This window comes from Pseudomonas frederiksbergensis (assembly GCF_001952935.1).
Taxonomy (GTDB): Bacteria; Pseudomonadota; Gammaproteobacteria; order Pseudomonadales; family Pseudomonadaceae; genus Aquipseudomonas; species Aquipseudomonas frederiksbergensis.
This window is the reverse complement of the sequence record NZ_CP018319.1, coordinates 2,855,333-2,872,174: the sequence shown is the minus strand read 5'-3', so window position 1 is coordinate 2,872,174 and position 16,842 is coordinate 2,855,333. Positions and strand designations below refer to the sequence as shown.

Below are 16,842 nucleotides of genomic sequence, written 5' to 3'. Positions count from 1 at the left end.
CCTTCCCGCCAGGCTCACGCCCGGACGCTCGGACTTGTTCAAGGCATCTCGAACCCGCTACAGCGCAGCTTTTCAGCCCGCGCGAGCACTCCAGACGAGCTTTCAAGCCCCAGCAGGACCGGACGGGATTGCGTTCCTCATAAACGCCATTCGCGCCAGGCAAGACTCCCATTGGGCCAAGCCCTAACTAAAACAGGATTACTCATGTCCTTTGCTTCCCTCGGTCTCTCCGAGGCTTTAGTCCGCGCCATCGAGGCAGCGGGCTATACCGAGCCTACTCCGGTGCAACAGCGGGCCATTCCCGCCGTGTTGCAAGGTCGCGACCTGATGGTCGCGGCTCAGACAGGTACTGGTAAAACCGGCGGCTTCGCCCTTCCGATTCTGGAGCGGTTGTTCCCCAACGGTCACCCGGACAAATCCCAGCGCCACGGTCCGCGCCAACCGCGCGTACTGGTCCTGACCCCTACCCGCGAACTCGCGGCTCAAGTACACGAGAGCTTCAAGGTTTATGCCCGTGACCTGAAGTTCGTCAGCGCCTGCATCTTCGGCGGCGTCGGCATGAACCCACAGGTTCAGGCCATGTCCCGCGGTGTCGACGTGCTGGTAGCCTGCCCTGGCCGCCTGCTCGACCTCGCCGGCCAAGGCAGTGTCGATTTGTCCCACGTGGAAATCCTCGTGCTGGACGAAGCCGACCGCATGCTCGACATGGGCTTCGTCCATGACGTGAAAAAAGTCCTGGCCCGTCTGCCGAGCAAACGTCAGAACCTGCTGTTCTCGGCGACCTTCTCCAAAGACATCACCGACCTCGCCGGCAAGCTGCTGCACAACCCGGAACGCATCGAAGTCACGCCGCCGAACACCACGGTCGAGCGGATCGAACAGCGGGTATTCCGTCTGCCAGCCAACCACAAGCGTTCGTTGCTGGCGCACCTGATCACCGCTGGCGCCTGGGAACAGGTGCTGGTGTTCACCCGCACCAAGCACGGCGCCAACCGCCTGGCCGAGTACCTGGACAAACACGGCCTCACCGCCGTCGCCATCCACGGTAACAAGAGCCAGAACGCCCGCACCAAAGCCCTGGCCGACTTCAAGGCCGGCGAAGTGCGCATCCTGGTCGCCACCGACATCGCCGCTCGCGGCCTGGACATCGACCAGTTGCCACACGTGGTCAACTTCGAACTGCCGAACGTCGACGAAGATTACGTGCACCGTATCGGTCGTACCGGCCGTGCCGGTCGTTCGGGCGAGGCGATCTCGCTGGTCGCTCCGGACGAAGAAAAGCTGCTCAAAAGCATCGAGCGCATGACCAAGCAGAAGATTGCCGACGGCAACCTGATGGGCTTCGATTCCAGCGCTGTAGAAGCCGAGAAGCCTGAAGTTCGCGAGCGTCCGGATGTGCGTAACCCGCGCAACCCACGTGGCCCGCGCGGCGACGGTCCGAACGGCACCGGCGGTGGCGGCGGTCGTAAAGACAAAGGCAAGGACAAGGGCGGCAAGGAAAAACCTGCTGCCACTGGCCGCGGCGATCGTCCGGCCCGTGAACACAAGCCACGCGAAGGCACTCCGGCCCGCGAACAACAGCGTCCAGCGCCACGCGCTGCCGCTGCAGACCGTGCTCCGGACGAGTTCCTGGACGACGATATCGATAACTTCGGTAACCGCGTCGACTATGTGCCTCAAGCCAAACCGGCTCAGGGTCGTGGCCGTCGTCCGGGTGCTCCGGCACAAGGCGCAGCAGCCGGCGCAGGCGCTCCGCGCACTGGCGGCAAGCCTCAGGGTCGTCAAAGCGGCCCGCGTAGCAGCGATGGCGCCACCACCGGCACGCCGCCCGCCAAGCGCAGCGGCCCACGCAACGGTGCTCCACGTGACGGCCAGGCCCGTCGCGAAGAGTCCCGCAACCGTCGCCCGGCTCGCGCCGACGACCAGCCGCGTTCGGAACCGGCCGTGCAAAACCCGCGCGGCCCGGCACCGAAGATCATCCATAAAGAGTCGAAAACCGATCGGTTCCCGACTCCTGAGCAACTGGATCAACTGCCAGGCCGTCCGCGCGGCGAAAAACCAGCGTTGCTGACTCGCAATCGCTGATTTAACGCTGTCATAAAAAATGCCCCTGATCGCGAGATCAGGGGCATTTTTTTCAGCCTTACAAAAAAACCTATGGGAGCGGGCTTGCTCGCGAAGGCGGTGTGTCATTCAGCATGTACATCAACTGATCCACCGCCTTCGCGAGCAAGCCCGCTCCCACAGGGATCTGTGGCGCGCGAAAGTTATATCGCTCTGATGCCTTCAAACGTGATGTACAGGTCAATAAGACTGGAGCCGGGAGCAAGTTTTCCGACTTGACCGAAATCCTCACGCCTGATCGTCGTCGTACCCTCGAATCCAGCACGGTAGCCACCCCAAGGATCCGCGCCCTCCCCTAAAAAGACCGCCTTGATCACGACCGCTTTCGTGACTCCACTAATCGTCAGATCACCCAATACATCGGCTGTCTGCTTGCCTTCGGAATTTTTCCCGGTGGGTTGGACACGGGTCGATACGAACCTGGCGTTGGGGTACTGGCTGATATTCAGGAACTCTTTATCACCCAGATGTTTGTCACGCTCCGCATGATTACTGAACAAACTGGAAGTGCGGACATTGACTTCAACCGTACTTTCTTCAACGTTATCGGCATCGAAGCTGAACTTGCCATCCATGTCCCTGAAAGTACCCGTGATGTAGCTGTACCCCAAATGGCTGACCTTGAAGTTCACGAAAGCATGCTGGCCTTCTTTGTCGAGGACATAGTCAGCGGCCATGGCCTGGCCACCAGCCAGCAGGACAGCGCCCATGGCGAGGGTAGAAACGGACTTTTTCAGCATATTCAAACCTTATATCAACGAGACAAAATCGAGAGTCAGTGCCCCCTCAACGTTGAACAGGAATATGCGTCGGGTTCGTTAACCAATGATTAATGAGGTCTGTAGGACGCGGCGTAGGAAACGTAACGACGCAGTGTACGAATTCACGAATACGATTCGCAGAAGCGCCGAATCCCGGGCAATAAAAAGCCCCGCAGGTCGAAAGATCGGCGGGGCTTTTTTGTGGGTGTAGCGCACTGCTTTTGTAGGAGCTGCCGCAGGCTGCGATCTATTAGGATCAATAGATCGCAGGCTTCGCCAGCTCCTACGGTCTCAGCCTTACTTCGCTTTCACACCTTCAAACGTAACGTACAGCTCAACTGCGTCGGACTGAGGACCCAGGTCTTTCTGCTTGCCGAAATCGGAACGCTTGATGCTGGTGGTGCCTTCGAAGCCGGCACGGTAGCCGCCCCATGGATCCTTGCCTTCACCCAGGAAAGTGGCCTTGACCACGATTGGCTTGGTCACGCCCATCAAGGTCAGGTCACCGGTCACGTCTGCAGTGTCTTTGCCAGCGGCGTTTTTGCCGGTGGATTTGACGCTGGTGGAAACAAACGTCGCTTTAGCGAATTTGCTCACGTTCAGGAAGTCACCGCTGGCAATGTGCTTGTCGCGCTCGGCATGGTTGGTGAACACACTGGCGGTGTTCACGTTGAACTCGATCTTGCTGGCTTCAGGCTTGGCAGCGTCGAAGCTGAACTTGCCGTCGATGTCCTTGAAGGTACCGGTGATGTAGCTGTAGCCCAGGTGGCTGATCTTGAAGTCAACGAAGGCGTGCTGGCCTTCTTTGTCGACGACGTAGTCGGCCGCCATTACGTTGGCGGACAGCAGAGCAGAACCGATTGCCAGAGCGGCGAGCGTTTTTTTCAACATGCTTTCTATTCCTTTGGAGTCGAGGTTGAACTTCAAGCTTTGCGGCCCAGCATTCGCGTCAGGGTCGCATCACGATCGATAAAGTGGTGTTTCAGTGCTGCCAACGCATGGAGACCGGAAAAAATTACCAGTGCCCACGCCAGATACAGATGAATCACACCGGCGGTGTCTGCCTGATCCGGTAGTCCGGAAACCAGTGCAGGAACTTCAAACAGGCCAAACACCGGAATCCCGACACCGTCTGCGGTGGAAATCAGGTAACCGGCAATCATCACAGCAAACAGACTGAGATACAGGATCGCATGGCCGAACGTGGCGCCAATACGCGTCATGCGGCTATAGCTTTCAAGCGCGGGTGGTGGCGGACTGATAAAACGCCACAGCACTCGTAGCACCATAACGGCTAACAACACCAGGCCAATGCTCTTGTGCAGCTCGGGCGCGTCTTTACGCCAGGTGCTGTAGTAGTCGAGACCGACCATCCACAAGCCCAACGCAAACAGGCCGAAGACTGCCAGCGCCACGCCCCAGTGCATGAAAATGCTGATCCAACCGTAGAGCGAAGAAGAATTACGTAGCTGCATTGCCCAAATCCTGTGAGAACTGCGACCAAGACTATCGAGTTATCTATCGAGATAAAGCGGAAAATTTCGCTTTGAAATATCGAGAAATACGATCAAGAGCCTGAAACAGGCGGGTTAAGGAAAGATTAACGTCGAAAATTGTGAGGAAAAATGAATACACACCAGAGAACACCTGCATCAAAAGGTGTATTTGATGCCTACCTGCGATTTTTTCCAGGCAAAAAAGCACGGTCTTTGAGCCGCGCTGTTTTTTACGCCTGAACGTCACTAACCCCGGTCTCAACATTAGTCGCCAGCGTGTCGCTGGATTATCAACTGGTTCGTTTTTCGCCTGAGCGGCGACTGGTGCCAGCTAGTTTCTAGCTCACCTGCGCTTTTTAAGCCATGCAATACATATGCATCGCCATTTCCTTATTTCAATTTGATTTAATGAGGACTCAACACTCATTTAGGAAAGGAAAAAATATGGCTATTACATACACGCCCTTTCAAGCAAGTGGCTCGCCGGTGCTGCCGCCCAATCAAACGATGTCACCAGGACAGTATCTTATGTCCCTGAATGGTCGATTCCGATTGCTATTGCAGGCAGAGGGCAACTTAATAATTACGGATAATGGTGAAGTAGTCTGGATCGCAGATGGAAGTCAGACTTATAGCAGGACCTTGCATCCAAAAAAAATGCGTGAGCCTCTGATGTTTGTGATCAGTAATAACGGCTTTCTTTATGATCCATCCCGGAGACGTTTATGGATTGCCGAGAGCACTCACAGCACTGACAAATCGCTGTGGTACAACACAAGTATGGTTATTCAAGATGACGGCAATCTGGTCATTTACGATCAGCGTACGGGAAATCTGTGCTGGGCTCGCTCTGGATTCGTCCCTGGTCGTATCCCAAAGGCAAAGGAAAGGTTCACCAGAGTGCTAGAAGATGGAACGGAGATTAAGACATGGAAGTTCTCGCTAGGCCCTCTCTAATAGTTCCTGGCAACTTATCGACTTATTAATTTTTGAAGGCTGGAGGTGGATTCAAGCACTCATAATAGTACGGATCAATCTGACATTTATATGCCAGTCGATGACCATAGCCTTTAGGAAAGAACTCACCACTCGCACAGCCAGAAAGTACGATTACTACTATTAATGCTACTAGCGCCTTCATATGTCCTCCATATTTCTTGAAGAGCATAGGTTTGTAGTTCACGCACGATCAATCATTTGCTTCTGATTATCTTGTGAGAAATATCTGACCCACCGCTAAATCCTGTAGGACGGCAATCGGATGAGCAAAAAAAAGCGCGACCCTCGGGCCGCGCTTTTTTTTACGCCTGAACGTTACTGAGCCTTGGTCTCAGTAGTCGCAGCCGGTTTGCTCGCTGGCTTCTTCGCCAGCTCAGCTTTCTTTGCTGGAGTCTTGGCCGGAGCTTTTTTCGCTTCGGTCTTGGTTACCGGTTTGGCTGGAGTTTTAGCCGGAGCCTTCTTCGCTGGCTCGGCTTTCACCGGTGCCACTGGTTTCGGCGCCTCAACCGGAGCAGGTGCTGCTGCCGGTGCTGGCGTTGGAGCCGGAGCAACCGGAGCCACTGGCTCTGGCGCCTTGACCGGTGCCGTTTTGTCGTCAGAACCACCGAACAGGTTGGTGAAGAAGTTACCTTTCTTCGCCGCTACCGCCCCAGCCGCAACAGCGGTCGCCGCCGGAACAACTTTCGCCGGTTCAAACGACTTGCCGGCCATCAGGTCTTCTACCTGACTGGTCGCCCGCTGACCGGTGCGCAATGCGCCTTCCAGGGTGCCTGGGTACAAGGTGTCGGTGTGTTCGCCAGCAAAGACTACACGCTGAATCGGACGCTCCCACAGGCGCCAGTACTTGCTGATCTGGCCAGGACCGAAGGCCAGGTAAGCGCCGCCCATCGATGGGTCGTTGCTGTAACGGCGGATCTCATAACCGGTGAACGCACCGCGTGCCTGTGGATAAAAGGCGTGTAGACGGATCAGCACCTGATCGGCGATCTGCTTGTCGCCGAAGGCTTGCATCACGCGCGCGTTGTCGCCGGACAGGTTGATCACCACGTTGGCGCCGCCCTTCATCGCCGGTTCAACCCACAACATGCCCAGGCCGGTGTTGCTGTAGATCTCACCGGTCATCCGCGACTTGCTTTCCCACACTGGCGTCTTGAACTTCAGCATGATCTGGTCGCGCCAGCCGTAGTTGGTGCCTTTGATCGCGCCCATGTGCTGGGCATCCAGCGACGGAGTCATCTGGATCTTGTTCAGTGCGCGCAGGGGCACGGCCACAACGACGTAATCAGCCTGGTAGCCAACGCTGCCGACTTTGACGGTCACGCCGTCCTTGTCCTGGCTGATCGCCGAGACCGGGGAGCTGGTCTTGATGGTTTTCAGTTGCTTGACGAAAGCCTGTGCCAGCACCGGGCTACCGCCGGGCAGGCGTGAAGCGCGCAGGTCACGGTCGGCAACGCCACGGTAAACGCGGCTTTGCTGTGCGAAGTACAGCAGCGACAGGCGCGACGGTTCGTCATAACGGGTACGAATCTGCTGATTCACCAACTGACGTGTCGTGGCCGGCAGATTCAGGCGGTCGAGCCAGTTGGACACGCTGATCTGGTCCAAAGCGAACAGTGTGCTGTTGGCCGCCGGGTTCTGCGGGTCTTCGATCGAGCGTGCCAGATCGTCCAGGGTCTTTTCGTAGCGCTTGAGCGCGTCGCTGGTGGCCGGCTGCTTGGTGGCCAGATCGGCGGCGGTGTAATACTCACCGTCAATCAGGTAGCCCGGGGTCCGCACGAACTCTGGGGCTGGCGTGGTGCTCAGCTTGAAGGTCGAGACGTACTTGTTCAGAACCGGTTGGGTCTTGTCGTTGCCGATCCACTCACTGGTGGCCATGCCCGAGCGACCGCCCAGGCTCGGTTTGGCTTCCAGCAGGGTGACCTGCCAGCCCTTGTTTTGCAGTTCGTAAGCCGCCGTGAGGCCAGAGAGCCCTCCGCCGATCACGATCGCCGTTTTATCCTTGGCCAGCGCAGACACGCTGAACAGCCCCAACATCACCAGCGCACAGGCGCGCAGCCAACCAGCAGACATTCAGCGAACTCCGGAAATACACGAGGAAAATAGCGGTTTTGCGAGCCAGACGGCTCAAAGAACCGCGAAGAATACGTCAGCCATCAAAAGGCCGCCAGCGACGTCTATCCACCTATACAAAGTAGCTCAATCGACACAATGGGTTGTCCCCACGTCACGCATTGCATAGGCTTGCGCGATTGTTTGCCCGCGCACCCAGCGAGCCGCCTCGAGGAGACTGAAAATGGGCCTGAATGATCAGTGGATGCAACGCGACCTCGCGGTGTTGTGGCATCCCTGCACCCAGATGAAAGACCACGAACAGCTGCCGCTGATCCCGATCAAGCGCGGTGAAGGGGTCTGGCTGGAAGACTTCGAAGGCAAACGCTACCTCGATGCCGTCAGCTCCTGGTGGGTCAACGTGTTTGGCCATGCCAATCCGCGGATCAACCAGCGCATCAAGGATCAGGTCGATCAGCTGGAGCACGTCATCCTTGCCGGTTTCAGTCATCAGCCAGTGATCGAGTTGTCCGAGCGTCTGGTGAAGATGACGCCGGAAGGCCTGACCCGGTGTTTCTACGCCGATAACGGTTCGTCCTGCATCGAAGTCGCGCTGAAAATGAGCTTTCACTATTGGCTCAACCGCGGCCAGCCGAACAAGAAACGCTTCGTCACCCTGACCAACAGCTACCACGGCGAGACCATGGCGGCGATGTCGGTGGGCGATGTGCCGCTGTTCACCGAAACCTACAAGGCGCTGCTGCTGGACACCATCAAGGTGCCGAGCCCCGATTGCTACCTGCGCCCGCAAGGCATGAGCTGGGAAGAACATTCGCGCAACATGTTCGCCGCCATGGAACAGACCCTGGCCGAGAACCACGACAGCGTCGCGGCCGTCATCGTCGAGCCCCTGATCCAGGGCGCCGGCGGCATGCGCATGTACCACCCGGTTTATCTGAAGCTGCTGCGCGAAGCCTGCGACCGCTATGGCGTACACCTGATCCACGACGAAATCGCCGTCGGCTTCGGCCGCACCGGAACGATGTTCGCCTGTGAACAGGCCGGCATCCGCCCGGACTTCCTCTGCCTGTCCAAGGCCCTGACCGGCGGCTACCTGCCGTTGGCGGCCTGCGTGACCACCGAAGATGTCTACAGCGCTTTCTACGACGACTACCCGACCCTGCGCGCCTTCCTGCATTCCCACAGCTACACCGGCAATCCGCTGGCGTGCGCGGCGGCATTGGCGACGTTGGATATCTTCGAAGAAGACAACGTCATCGAGAACAACAAGGCACTGGCCCAGCGCATGGCCACCGCCACCGCGCATCTGGCCGAGCACCCGAACGTTTCGGAAGTGCGCCAGACCGGCATGGTGCTGGCCATCGAGATGGTCAAGGACAAGGCCACCAAGGAAGCTTATCCATGGCAGGAACGTCGCGGCTTGAAAGTGTTCCAGCATGCGCTGGAGCGTGGTGCTTTACTTCGACCGTTGGGCAGCGTGGTGTACTTCCTGCCGCCGTACGTGATCACGCCTGAACAAATCGACTTTCTGGCCGAAGTGGCGAGTGAAGGTATCGACATCGCGACTCGCGACAGCGTCAGTGTTTCCGTGCCGAAGGACTTTCACCCGGGCTTCCGCGATCCGGGCTGATTGGCAACGCTCGTTCCCACGCTCTGCGTGGGAATGCAGCCCGGGACGCTCCGCGTCCCAAAAGCGGACGCAGAGCGTCCGGTGAGGCATTCCCACGCAGAGCGTGGGAACGATCAATTCAGTAGAGACCCAGCATGAGACTGTCCCGCTTCTTTATCGACGCCCCCTTGAGCACTGGCGAACACGAGTTGCCCGAGGCCCAGGCCCATTACATCAGCCGCGTGCTGCGCATGGCCGAGGGTGATGCGCTGCAACTGTTCGACGGTTCGGGCCATGAGTTCCGCGCCACGCTGGTGGAGGTCGGCAAAAAGCGCGTCGTCGTGCAGATCGATGAAAGCTTCACCGGGCAGGTCGAGTCGCCTTTGCAGATCCATCTCGGCCAGGGCTTGTCCCGTGGCGAGCGGATGGATTGGGCGATTCAGAAAGCCACCGAGTTGGGCGTCACGGAAATCACCCCGATTTTTAGCGACCGCTGTGAAGTCCGGCTGAAGGATGAGCGCGCCGACAAGCGCCTGATGCACTGGCGCCAGGTTGCGATCAGCGCTTGCGAGCAGTGCGGGCGTTCACGGGTGCCAGTGATTCATCCGCCGCTGCTACTGGCGGATTGGTTGAAGCAGACTCAAGCAGAATTGAAGTTGGTGCTGCATCCGGTGGCCGAACCATTGGTGAGTCATGCGAAGCCTGCGACGCTGGCGTTTTTGATCGGCCCGGAAGGCGGGTTGTCCGATGCGGAAGTCGAGCAGGCCAAGGCTGGCGGTTTTCACGCCGCCCGCCTCGGCCCTCGCGTGTTGCGCACCGAAACCGCGCCGGTGGTGGCGTTGGCGGTGGCCCAACAACTGTGGGGCGACTTCTGACCCCATGATCGTTCCCACGCTCTGCGTGGGAATGCCTCAAGGGACGCTCTGCGTCCAGTGACGCGGAGCGTCATGGGCTGCATTCCCACGCAAAGCGTGGGAACGATCATTCAGGAGCTATTGCACCGGATCACTCACTGGCTTGGCGATGATTGCCTTCAGCTCGCTGGTCATCGGGAATTCCAGGTTCAGGCCTTTGGGCGGAATCGGCTGTTGGAACCAGCGGTTGTAGATGCCGTTGATTTCCCCTGAGCTGTACAGATCAGCGAGTGTCGAGTTCACCAATTCGAGAAACTGCGGGTCACCCTTGCGCACCATGCAACTGTAGATTTCCCGCGACTGCTCCTCGCCCACCACAACCCAGTTATGCGGATCGCGGGCCTTGGCGCGTTCGCCGTAGAGCAGCGCGTCATCCATATAGAACGCCGCCGCCCGACCCGACTGCAGCATCTGGAACGCTTCGCCGTGGTCCTTGGCGCTGATCACAAACATATCGATCTTGTGATCGACGTTGTAGCTCTTCAGAAACCGCTCGTTGGTGGTGCCGGCGGTGGTCACGACGTTCTTGCCGCGCAGGTCGGCGAAGCTTTTTATGCCGCTGTCTTTCGAAGTGAGCAACTGCCCCTTCACGTAGATAAACCCGTAGGAAAACGCCACTTGCTGCATGCGTTCGGCGGTCACGCCGGTGGAGCCGCATTCAAGGTCGACCGTGCCGTTCTGCACCAGCGGAATGCGCGTTTGCGAGGTCACCAGGTTGTACTTCACCTGCAGATCCGGCAGTTCAAGCTTTTGCTTGATGCGCTCGACAATCTTGCTCGCCAGGTCCACCGAATAGCCCATCGGCTGCCCCGTGTGATCACCCACGTAGGAGAACGGCACCGACGCGTCGCGATAACCCAGGGTGATGCTCTTGGCATTGGCGACCTTGTTCAGCGTGCCGGTCAGCGGCGCTTCGTTGGCCTGGACCTGACTAGTGAGCAGCAGGCCGAGGGTGCAGCCGATCAACGTGATTTTTTGCATTGTTATTCTCCGTTGTGGGTTTAAACGATTAGCGGCGGGCGGCGATCACGGTGATTTCCACCAGCACCTCTGGGCGGGCCAGTTGCGCCTGCAAAGTAGTGCGGGTCGGCGCCTTGCCCGGTGACAGCCACTGCGACCAGACCTCGTTCATGGCGGCGAAATCGCGGCCAATGTCGTTCAGGTAAATGGTCGCGTTGAGCAGATGATCCTTGTCGCTGCCAGCCTCGGCCAGCAACGCGTCGATCTTCGCCAGCACTTCGGCGGTTTGGCCGGTGACGTCGGTGCTGTCACCCGGAACCTGTCCCGAGAGAAACACCAGATCGCCAAAGGTCACCGCGCCAGAGAGCCGGCTGTTGCTGTTGATACGGTTGATGCTCATCGGTTTTTCCTTTTCAAGTCAGGCGACGCGGGGGCGAGGCCCTGCATTTCGATTGAAGGTGTGCGCCGGGCGATCAACTCGCTGAGCAACCGGGCGCTGCCACAGGCCAGGGTAAAACCCAGGGCGCCATGGCCGAGGTTGAGCCAGAGATTGCGGTATGCCGTGGCGCCGATCAACGGCACGCCGCTGGGGGTGGCCGGGCGCATGCCGGCCCATTCGATGGCGGCGTCGTAATCGCCGGCATTCGGTAGGGTTTCCTGCGCCTGGCGCTTGATCAGCGAAAGGCGTTTGGGGTCGAGCGCCGGGTCGAAGCCGACGATGTCGACCATCGCCGCTACGCGCAGTTGGTCACCGATACGGGCGTAAACGATCTTGCGGTTGTAATCGGTGATGCTCAGCTCCGGCGCACGATGTTCGGCGCGGATGGGCAAAGTCAGGCTGTAGCCCTTGAGCGGATACAGCGGCAGGTTCATGCCCGGCAATGCCAGCGCCGGGCTGCGATGGCCGGCGGCAATCACCAGTTGCTCGACCGGCAGCACTTGCGAACCCATTTCGACGGCCTGCACCGCACCGTCCGCGTGGCGAATGCCGGTGACCTTGCGGCCGAGCAAAAACTCGCACCGCCCCGACGCCTGGAGCCTAGCCATCAATCGCTGGCAGAAAGCATGGCAATCAGCGACTTCTTCGTCGGGGGTATAAATCGCGCCCACAAACGGCGCCTCAGCGAGTGCGGGCTCGAGTTGTGCGCATTCGGCCCGCGACAGCACGTGTTGCTGTTGCGGATCGGCCAGGCCATGGCGCGCATGCTCGAAACTCGCGGTTTCACGAAACGTCACCAGTTTGCCGTTGCGCCGCCAGTCGAATCCGTCAAGACGGTCTTCTTCGCGCCAGCCTTGCAGTGTGGACTGGCTCAGCAGCGCCAGACGCAGCAGGTGCGCGCCGTTGCGCTGATTCACCGAACGACGGCAAGCCGCCAGGAAGGACGCCATCCAGCGCCATTGAGCCGGGTCCAGGCGCGGGCGCAGCTTCAACGGCGAATCACCGCGCAGCATCCAGCCCAGCGCCTGAAGCGGTACGCCGGCATCGGCCAGCGGCGCGACGTAACGGTAGGACAACTGGCCGCCGTTAGCGAAACTGGTCTCGCTGCCCAACGAATCCCGGGCCTCGATCAGCGTCACGTCGATGCCGTCGCGCACCAGTGCGTAAGCCGTCGTCAGCCCGATGACGCCGCCACCGATGATGCAAACCCGCTGAGCCATGTCTGTCCTTAACCGTTGTTGAAACAGGCTTCAGGTTAGGACCAGGTGACAGGCGTTGAACAATGCATAAAGATGCTTGACCCATAAACAAAGGTTATGGACTTGCCATGCGACTGCGACACATCGAGATTTTCCAGGCCATTCGCCAGACCGGTTCGGTCAGTGGCGCCGCGCAATTGCTGCACGTGTCGCAGCCGGCGGTGAGCAAAGTGCTGCAACACGCCGAGCAGCAACTGGGCTTCCCGCTGTTCCTGCGGGTGCGCGGTAAATTGCAGGCCACGCCCGAAGCGCTGGAGCTTGAGCGCGAAGTCGACAAGGTCACCGAAAGCCTGCAAGGCGTGCGACGTCTGGCCCAGAGCCTGCGACGCGAGCCGGGTCACAGCGTACGGATTGGCGCGATCCCGGCGCTGGCCTTGTCGCTGCTGCCGCCGGCCATCAACGAATGGACGCAACGCTACCCGGACATCGTCTGCGAGCTGTCCAGCGCCCACAGCCGTGAGCTGATGCAGAATTTGTTGATGCGCGAAGTGGATGTCGCACTGACCTTGCAGCCGCCGGATCACCCGGGCCTGAAGGCACAGGTGTTGGCTTGCGGGGTTTTGGTGGCGCTGGCGCCGCTGGGTTATTGGGCCGACGACGCCTTGGGCCAACCATTGCCATTGAGCGAACTGGCCGGCGCGCCGCTGATCGGCCTGTCCAGCGCCGATCCGCTGGCGGCCAGGCTCGACAGCTACCTTGAGGCGGTCGAGCCGCCACCACGGGTTCGCATCGCCGTGCAGACCTATTCGCTGGCGCGGGCGATGGTTGAATCCGGCGCCGGGCTCGCAGTGATCGACCCGTTTACCGCGCTCGGCGCCTCCCCCGCCGCCACGGCGATTCGACCTCTGGCACCCGCGCTACCGATCACCTTGTATGCGATAACCCGCGCCGACGAATCGCCGCCCCACACCCTGAGCGACTTGTTGCAGGTGTTCAGCCGACGGGCGCAGGCGCAGCTGGATCACCTGTATCCCTGTGGGAGCGGGCTTGCTCGCGAAAGCGGTGGATCAGTCAGCGATGATGTCGACTGACCTGACGCTTTCGCGAGCAAGCCCGCTCCCACAGGTTTTGCAGGTAGCTGCAGTGCGGTCTACACGACGTAAAACATAATCGCCACGAAGTGCAGCAAACTCCCGGCAATCACGAACAGATGCCAGATCCCGTGGGCATGGCGCAAACGACTGTCCAGCGCAAAAAAGACAATGCCCACGGTGTACAGCACGCCGCCCGACGCCAGCCAGGCGAAACCTGTACTGCCCAACGCCGCCAGTAACGGCTTGACCGCCACCAGCACGATCCAGCCCATCACCGCGTAGATCACGATCGACAGAATCCGCGCTTCCGAGCGCGGTTTGATTTCTTGCAGGATGCCGATCAGCGCCAACCCCCAGACAATTCCGAACAGCGTCCAGCCCCACGGCCCACGTAGCGTCACGAGACAGAATGGCGTGTAACTGCCGGCAATCAACAGGTAGATCGAAAAGTGATCGACCTTCTGCATGATCGCTTTCTTGCGTCCACGCACGCTGTGGTAAACGGTCGACGCGCTGTAAAGCACCAACAAGGTGAACCCGTAGATCGCCACGCTGACAATCTTCCACGGGCTGCCGTCCATGCCGGCGATCACCAGCATCCACACCACCCCGACCACCGCTGCCACCGCCCCGACCAGATGCGTCCAGGCGTTCAATCTTTCCCCGTGATACATGTGTTGCTCACCTCAAGATGTAGGAGCTGTGTAGGAGTTGTCGAGTGAAACGAGGCTGCGATCTTTTGATCTTAATTTTCGGCGCCCTTGAAGATGCCGAAGATCAAAAGATCGCAGCCTTCGGCAGCTCCTACAAAAGCCATCGAGCCAAACGTCAGCCAATTGGGCACAATCGAACGATTCGAATAAGAGTCTGGCCCATGCTGATCGACGAAGAGTTGACCCTGAAAAAACTCGAGGTGTTCCTGGTCTTCATGCGCACCGGCAACCTGGCCCGCGCCGCTGCCGAGTTGCAAACCAGCAACGTCAGCGTGCACCGAGCGATCCATTCCCTGGAAAGCGCCCTGCGTTGCCCGCTATTCAAACACGAAGGTCGCAACCTGACCCCACTCGAAAGCGCTTATGTGCTGGAAGAACGCGCGCAGAAGCTGATTCAGGACGTGGTCGAAACCGTGCGCCTGACCCGCGAAGCCGCCGGGTTCTCCGCTGAGCGCTTCAAGCTTGGTTCGCTGTATTCACTGACGGTGAAAACCGTGCCGCAGCTGATCATGGGCCTGAAGATTCGCCGCAGCGAACTCAACATCGACCTGATCCTCGGCTCGAACTTCGACCTGCTGTACAAGCTCAAGAACATGGAAGTCGACGCGATCCTGGTGTCGCTGGACGAGAGCGTCAACGACCCGGACTGCGAGCAGATTCAGCTGTTTTCCGACGACATCTTTCTTGCCACACCGGCTGATTCAAGGTTTGCCCAACGGACCGAAGTCGACCTGGCCGAAGTGCGCGACGAGACATTCATTACGCTGACCCAGGGCTTTGCCACGCACCAGGACGGTAATCGGGTGTTCAAGCAGGCGGGGTTCGAACCGAAGGTGGCGATGCAGGTCAACGACATCTTCACCTTGCTGAGCATGGTCAGCTCGGGCGTGGGTTATGCGTTGCTGCCGGGACGGATTGCGGCGGTGTATGAGAACCGGGTGAAGCTGATTCCGCTGCAGGAAAAGTATCGGTTGCAGCAGCACATTGGGGTGGTGTTTTTGAAGGCCAAGGAGCGGGATCCGAATTTGTTGGCGTTGCTGGCGGAGTGTCGGATGTATGCCAATCGAAATGCTGCGGTGTGACTAAGAACCACCCCTCACCCCAGCCCTCTCCCCAGTGGGGAGAGGGGAAAGGGAGCCGATCTCCATGGTTTTCAAAACCTGAGTTCGACTCGATATTTCAGGTCGCAGTATTTCTAAAGAAATCCCGGATCAGTTCCCTCGCCCCCCTGGGGAGAGGGTTAGGGTGAGGGGTCGATCTTGAGTCCTACCCCACAATCCCGCGAACAATGAAGTACAACAACGAAGGCCCCAGCAAGCACCCAAGCCCGGTGTGGAACGTCGCCGTCAACGCGCCATAAGGCACCAACCGCCGATCCGTCGCCGCCAACCCCGCCGTCACACCGCTCACAGTGCCAGCCAACCCACCAAACACCATCGCCGAGCGCGGGTTATCCAGCCCCATCCATTTCGCCGCCATCGGTGTGCCGACCATCACAAAAATCGCCTTGATCAACCCGGTGGCAATCGACAACGCCACCACATCCGAACTCGCACCAATCGCCGCCCCAGTCACCGGCCCGACGATATAAGTCACCGCACCCGCGCCGATGGTGGTCATGCTGATCGCATCGCGATAACCGAACGCCCAGGCCATGCTCGCGCCAACAATGAACGGCAGGATCGTGCCCAGCAGCAGCGCAATCACGCCGATCAAACCGGCCTTTTTCGCTTCGGTGGCTTGCACTTCGAATGCCGTGGCAACAATCGCAAAGTCCCGCAGCATCGCGCCGCCCATCAGACCGATGCCGGAAAACAGCGTCAAATCCGCCAAGCCTTTTTGCCCGCCCGTCATCGTGCCGCCGACCCAGGCCAGAACAAGCCCGATGACGATGGCAATTGCCGAACCGTGAATCCGTCCGAACGTCAGGCGCTTGGACAGCACCACCGACACCCACATGATCACGCCGACAAACGCGAACGCCGTCACCAGACCGTTATGTTCCAGACCTTTCTCAATGAGATCCCACATATCAACGACCTCCTACTGGCGTGCCGACCGGCGTTATGTCCGCCGGTTCATCGGGCAAGGGTTCGCCTTTGTGAGTCCGGCTGATCAGCGCAATGGTGCAACCGCAGATCACCACCGAGCCGATCGCCGCCAGCACCGCCACGGGGCCACCGTGCAGGGCGGTGACGACGTTCTGTTGCGCAGCCATCGCGACCACCACCGGAATGTACATGGCGCCCCAGAAGCCGACGCCCATCTCGCAATCCTTGGTCATGCCGCCGTGCTTGTGCATCCACAACCGCGCGCAGATCAACAGGATCATCGCGATCCCGACGCCGCCGACGTTTGATTTCACGCCCAGCAACACGCCAAGCATGTCGCCCACGATCACCCCTGCCAGCGTACAAATCGCCAACAGCGCCACACCGTAAATAATCATTGTTGTTGTCCTCAA

Annotated in this window: 16 protein-coding genes; 6 read left to right on the top strand and 10 right to left on the bottom strand. The window is 59.2% G+C overall.

Annotated elements, in window-relative coordinates; all coding sequences use genetic code 11:
- The first annotated feature begins 204 nt into the window (after nucleotides 1-204).
- Nucleotides 205-2,085 (top strand): DEAD/DEAH box helicase, encoded by a 1,881-nt coding sequence (locus tag PFAS1_RS13295; RefSeq protein ID WP_074871595.1) that lies wholly within the window; start codon nucleotides 205-207, stop codon nucleotides 2,083-2,085.
- A gap of 182 nt (nucleotides 2,086-2,267) precedes the next feature.
- Here the strand turns inward: PFAS1_RS13295 and PFAS1_RS13290 are convergent, their stop codons facing one another.
- The 3 genes from PFAS1_RS13290 to PFAS1_RS13280 form a co-directional block, all read right to left on the bottom strand.
- Nucleotides 2,268-2,864, bottom strand: a complete 597-nt coding sequence (locus PFAS1_RS13290; protein ID WP_076029455.1) for a YceI family protein — start codon at nucleotides 2,862-2,864, stop codon at nucleotides 2,268-2,270.
- 318 nt (nucleotides 2,865-3,182) lie between these two features.
- Entirely contained in the window at nucleotides 3,183-3,776 is a 594-nt protein-coding gene (locus PFAS1_RS13285) for a YceI family protein (protein WP_074871600.1), read from the bottom strand.
- A gap of 32 nt (nucleotides 3,777-3,808) precedes the next feature.
- Entirely contained in the window at nucleotides 3,809-4,360 is a 552-nt protein-coding gene (locus PFAS1_RS13280; RefSeq protein ID WP_076029454.1) for a cytochrome b, read from the bottom strand.
- Between the two features lie 465 nt (nucleotides 4,361-4,825).
- On the opposite strand from PFAS1_RS13280, the gene llpB reads away from it, so the two are divergent.
- On the top strand, nucleotides 4,826-5,338 hold the full coding sequence (llpB, locus tag PFAS1_RS13275; RefSeq protein WP_076029453.1) for a lectin-like bacteriocin LlpB: 513 nt from the start codon (nucleotides 4,826-4,828) through the stop codon (nucleotides 5,336-5,338).
- A 357-nt stretch (nucleotides 5,339-5,695) separates the two neighbouring features.
- Here the strand turns inward: llpB and PFAS1_RS13270 are convergent, their stop codons facing one another.
- A complete protein-coding gene (locus PFAS1_RS13270; protein ID WP_076029452.1) occupies nucleotides 5,696-7,450 on the bottom strand; it encodes an FAD-dependent oxidoreductase in 1,755 nt (584 codons plus the stop codon).
- Between the two features lie 223 nt (nucleotides 7,451-7,673).
- Between PFAS1_RS13270 and PFAS1_RS13265 the strand changes: the two genes are divergently transcribed.
- Both PFAS1_RS13265 and PFAS1_RS13260 read left to right on the top strand, forming a co-directional pair.
- Complete coding sequence (locus PFAS1_RS13265; protein ID WP_076029451.1) at nucleotides 7,674-9,080, top strand: adenosylmethionine--8-amino-7-oxononanoate transaminase; 1,407 nt, start codon at nucleotides 7,674-7,676, stop codon at nucleotides 9,078-9,080.
- A 134-nt stretch (nucleotides 9,081-9,214) separates the two neighbouring features.
- On the top strand, nucleotides 9,215-9,934 hold the full coding sequence (locus tag PFAS1_RS13260; RefSeq protein WP_074871609.1) for a 16S rRNA (uracil(1498)-N(3))-methyltransferase: 720 nt from the start codon (nucleotides 9,215-9,217) through the stop codon (nucleotides 9,932-9,934).
- A 117-nt stretch (nucleotides 9,935-10,051) separates the two neighbouring features.
- Here PFAS1_RS13260 and PFAS1_RS13255 read toward each other — a convergent pair whose 3' ends face one another.
- Genes PFAS1_RS13255 through PFAS1_RS13245 form a run of 3 tightly spaced genes read right to left on the bottom strand, consistent with a single transcriptional unit; the run spans nucleotide 10,052 to nucleotide 12,592 of the window.
- Nucleotides 10,052-10,954 (bottom strand): transporter substrate-binding domain-containing protein, encoded by a 903-nt coding sequence (locus PFAS1_RS13255; protein ID WP_076029450.1) that lies wholly within the window; start codon nucleotides 10,952-10,954, stop codon nucleotides 10,052-10,054.
- Nucleotides 10,955-10,982: 28 nt separating this feature from the next.
- The gene (locus PFAS1_RS13250) at nucleotides 10,983-11,333 is read right to left on the bottom strand and encodes a RidA family protein (RefSeq protein ID WP_074871612.1); all 351 of its coding nucleotides are present in this window, start codon (nucleotides 11,331-11,333) and stop codon (nucleotides 10,983-10,985) included.
- Nucleotides 11,330-12,592, bottom strand: coding sequence for a D-amino acid dehydrogenase (locus tag PFAS1_RS13245; protein WP_076029449.1), 1,263 nt, complete (start codon nucleotides 12,590-12,592; stop codon nucleotides 11,330-11,332). Before PFAS1_RS13245 ends, PFAS1_RS13250 begins: the two co-directional genes overlap by 4 nt.
- 107 nt (nucleotides 12,593-12,699) lie before the next feature.
- Here PFAS1_RS13245 and PFAS1_RS13240 point away from each other — a divergent pair, with 107 nt between their 5' ends.
- Nucleotides 12,700-13,662 (top strand): LysR family transcriptional regulator, encoded by a 963-nt coding sequence (locus PFAS1_RS13240; protein ID WP_076029448.1) that lies wholly within the window; start codon nucleotides 12,700-12,702, stop codon nucleotides 13,660-13,662.
- A gap of 59 nt (nucleotides 13,663-13,721) precedes the next feature.
- On the opposite strand, the gene trhA is transcribed toward PFAS1_RS13240, so the two are convergent.
- Nucleotides 13,722-14,339 carry a PAQR family membrane homeostasis protein TrhA gene (trhA, locus tag PFAS1_RS13235; protein WP_076029447.1) on the bottom strand — a complete coding sequence of 206 codons (618 nt, stop codon included), beginning with the start codon at nucleotides 14,337-14,339 and terminating at the stop codon, nucleotides 13,722-13,724.
- Nucleotides 14,340-14,539: 200 nt separating this feature from the next.
- Here trhA and PFAS1_RS13230 point away from each other — a divergent pair, with 200 nt between their 5' ends.
- The gene (locus PFAS1_RS13230) at nucleotides 14,540-15,460 is read left to right on the top strand and encodes a LysR family transcriptional regulator (RefSeq protein ID WP_076031528.1); all 921 of its coding nucleotides are present in this window, start codon (nucleotides 14,540-14,542) and stop codon (nucleotides 15,458-15,460) included.
- A 184-nt stretch (nucleotides 15,461-15,644) separates the two neighbouring features.
- Here PFAS1_RS13230 and madM read toward each other — a convergent pair whose 3' ends face one another.
- Nucleotides 15,645-16,409, bottom strand: a complete 765-nt coding sequence (madM, locus tag PFAS1_RS13225; RefSeq protein WP_076029446.1) for a malonate transporter subunit MadM — start codon at nucleotides 16,407-16,409, stop codon at nucleotides 15,645-15,647.
- Nucleotide 16,410: 1 nt separating this feature from the next.
- A complete protein-coding gene (gene madL, locus PFAS1_RS13220; RefSeq protein WP_033060440.1) occupies nucleotides 16,411-16,827 on the bottom strand; it encodes a malonate transporter subunit MadL in 417 nt (138 codons plus the stop codon).
- Between the last annotated feature and the right edge of the window lie 15 nt (nucleotides 16,828-16,842).

Coding starts and splice junctions, on each gene's coding strand:
- PFAS1_RS13295 (WP_074871595.1), top strand. CDS start 205: ATGTCCTTTGCTTCCCTCGGTCTCTCCGAGGCTTTAGTCCGCGCCATC.
- PFAS1_RS13290 (WP_076029455.1), bottom strand. CDS start 2,864: ATGCTGAAAAAGTCCGTTTCTACCCTCGCCATGGGCGCTGTCCTGCTG.
- PFAS1_RS13285 (WP_074871600.1), bottom strand. CDS start 3,776: ATGTTGAAAAAAACGCTCGCCGCTCTGGCAATCGGTTCTGCTCTGCTG.
- PFAS1_RS13280 (WP_076029454.1), bottom strand. CDS start 4,360: ATGCAGCTACGTAATTCTTCTTCGCTCTACGGTTGGATCAGCATTTTC.
- llpB (WP_076029453.1), top strand. CDS start 4,826: ATGGCTATTACATACACGCCCTTTCAAGCAAGTGGCTCGCCGGTGCTG.
- PFAS1_RS13270 (WP_076029452.1), bottom strand. CDS start 7,450: ATGTCTGCTGGTTGGCTGCGCGCCTGTGCGCTGGTGATGTTGGGGCTG.
- PFAS1_RS13265 (WP_076029451.1), top strand. CDS start 7,674: ATGGGCCTGAATGATCAGTGGATGCAACGCGACCTCGCGGTGTTGTGG.
- PFAS1_RS13260 (WP_074871609.1), top strand. CDS start 9,215: ATGAGACTGTCCCGCTTCTTTATCGACGCCCCCTTGAGCACTGGCGAA.
- PFAS1_RS13255 (WP_076029450.1), bottom strand. CDS start 10,954: ATGCAAAAAATCACGTTGATCGGCTGCACCCTCGGCCTGCTGCTCACT.
- PFAS1_RS13250 (WP_074871612.1), bottom strand. CDS start 11,333: ATGAGCATCAACCGTATCAACAGCAACAGCCGGCTCTCTGGCGCGGTG.
- PFAS1_RS13245 (WP_076029449.1), bottom strand. CDS start 12,592: ATGGCTCAGCGGGTTTGCATCATCGGTGGCGGCGTCATCGGGCTGACG.
- PFAS1_RS13240 (WP_076029448.1), top strand. CDS start 12,700: ATGCGACTGCGACACATCGAGATTTTCCAGGCCATTCGCCAGACCGGT.
- trhA (WP_076029447.1), bottom strand. CDS start 14,339: ATGTATCACGGGGAAAGATTGAACGCCTGGACGCATCTGGTCGGGGCG.
- PFAS1_RS13230 (WP_076031528.1), top strand. CDS start 14,540: ATGCTGATCGACGAAGAGTTGACCCTGAAAAAACTCGAGGTGTTCCTG.
- madM (WP_076029446.1), bottom strand. CDS start 16,409: ATGTGGGATCTCATTGAGAAAGGTCTGGAACATAACGGTCTGGTGACG.
- madL (WP_033060440.1), bottom strand. CDS start 16,827: ATGATTATTTACGGTGTGGCGCTGTTGGCGATTTGTACGCTGGCAGGG.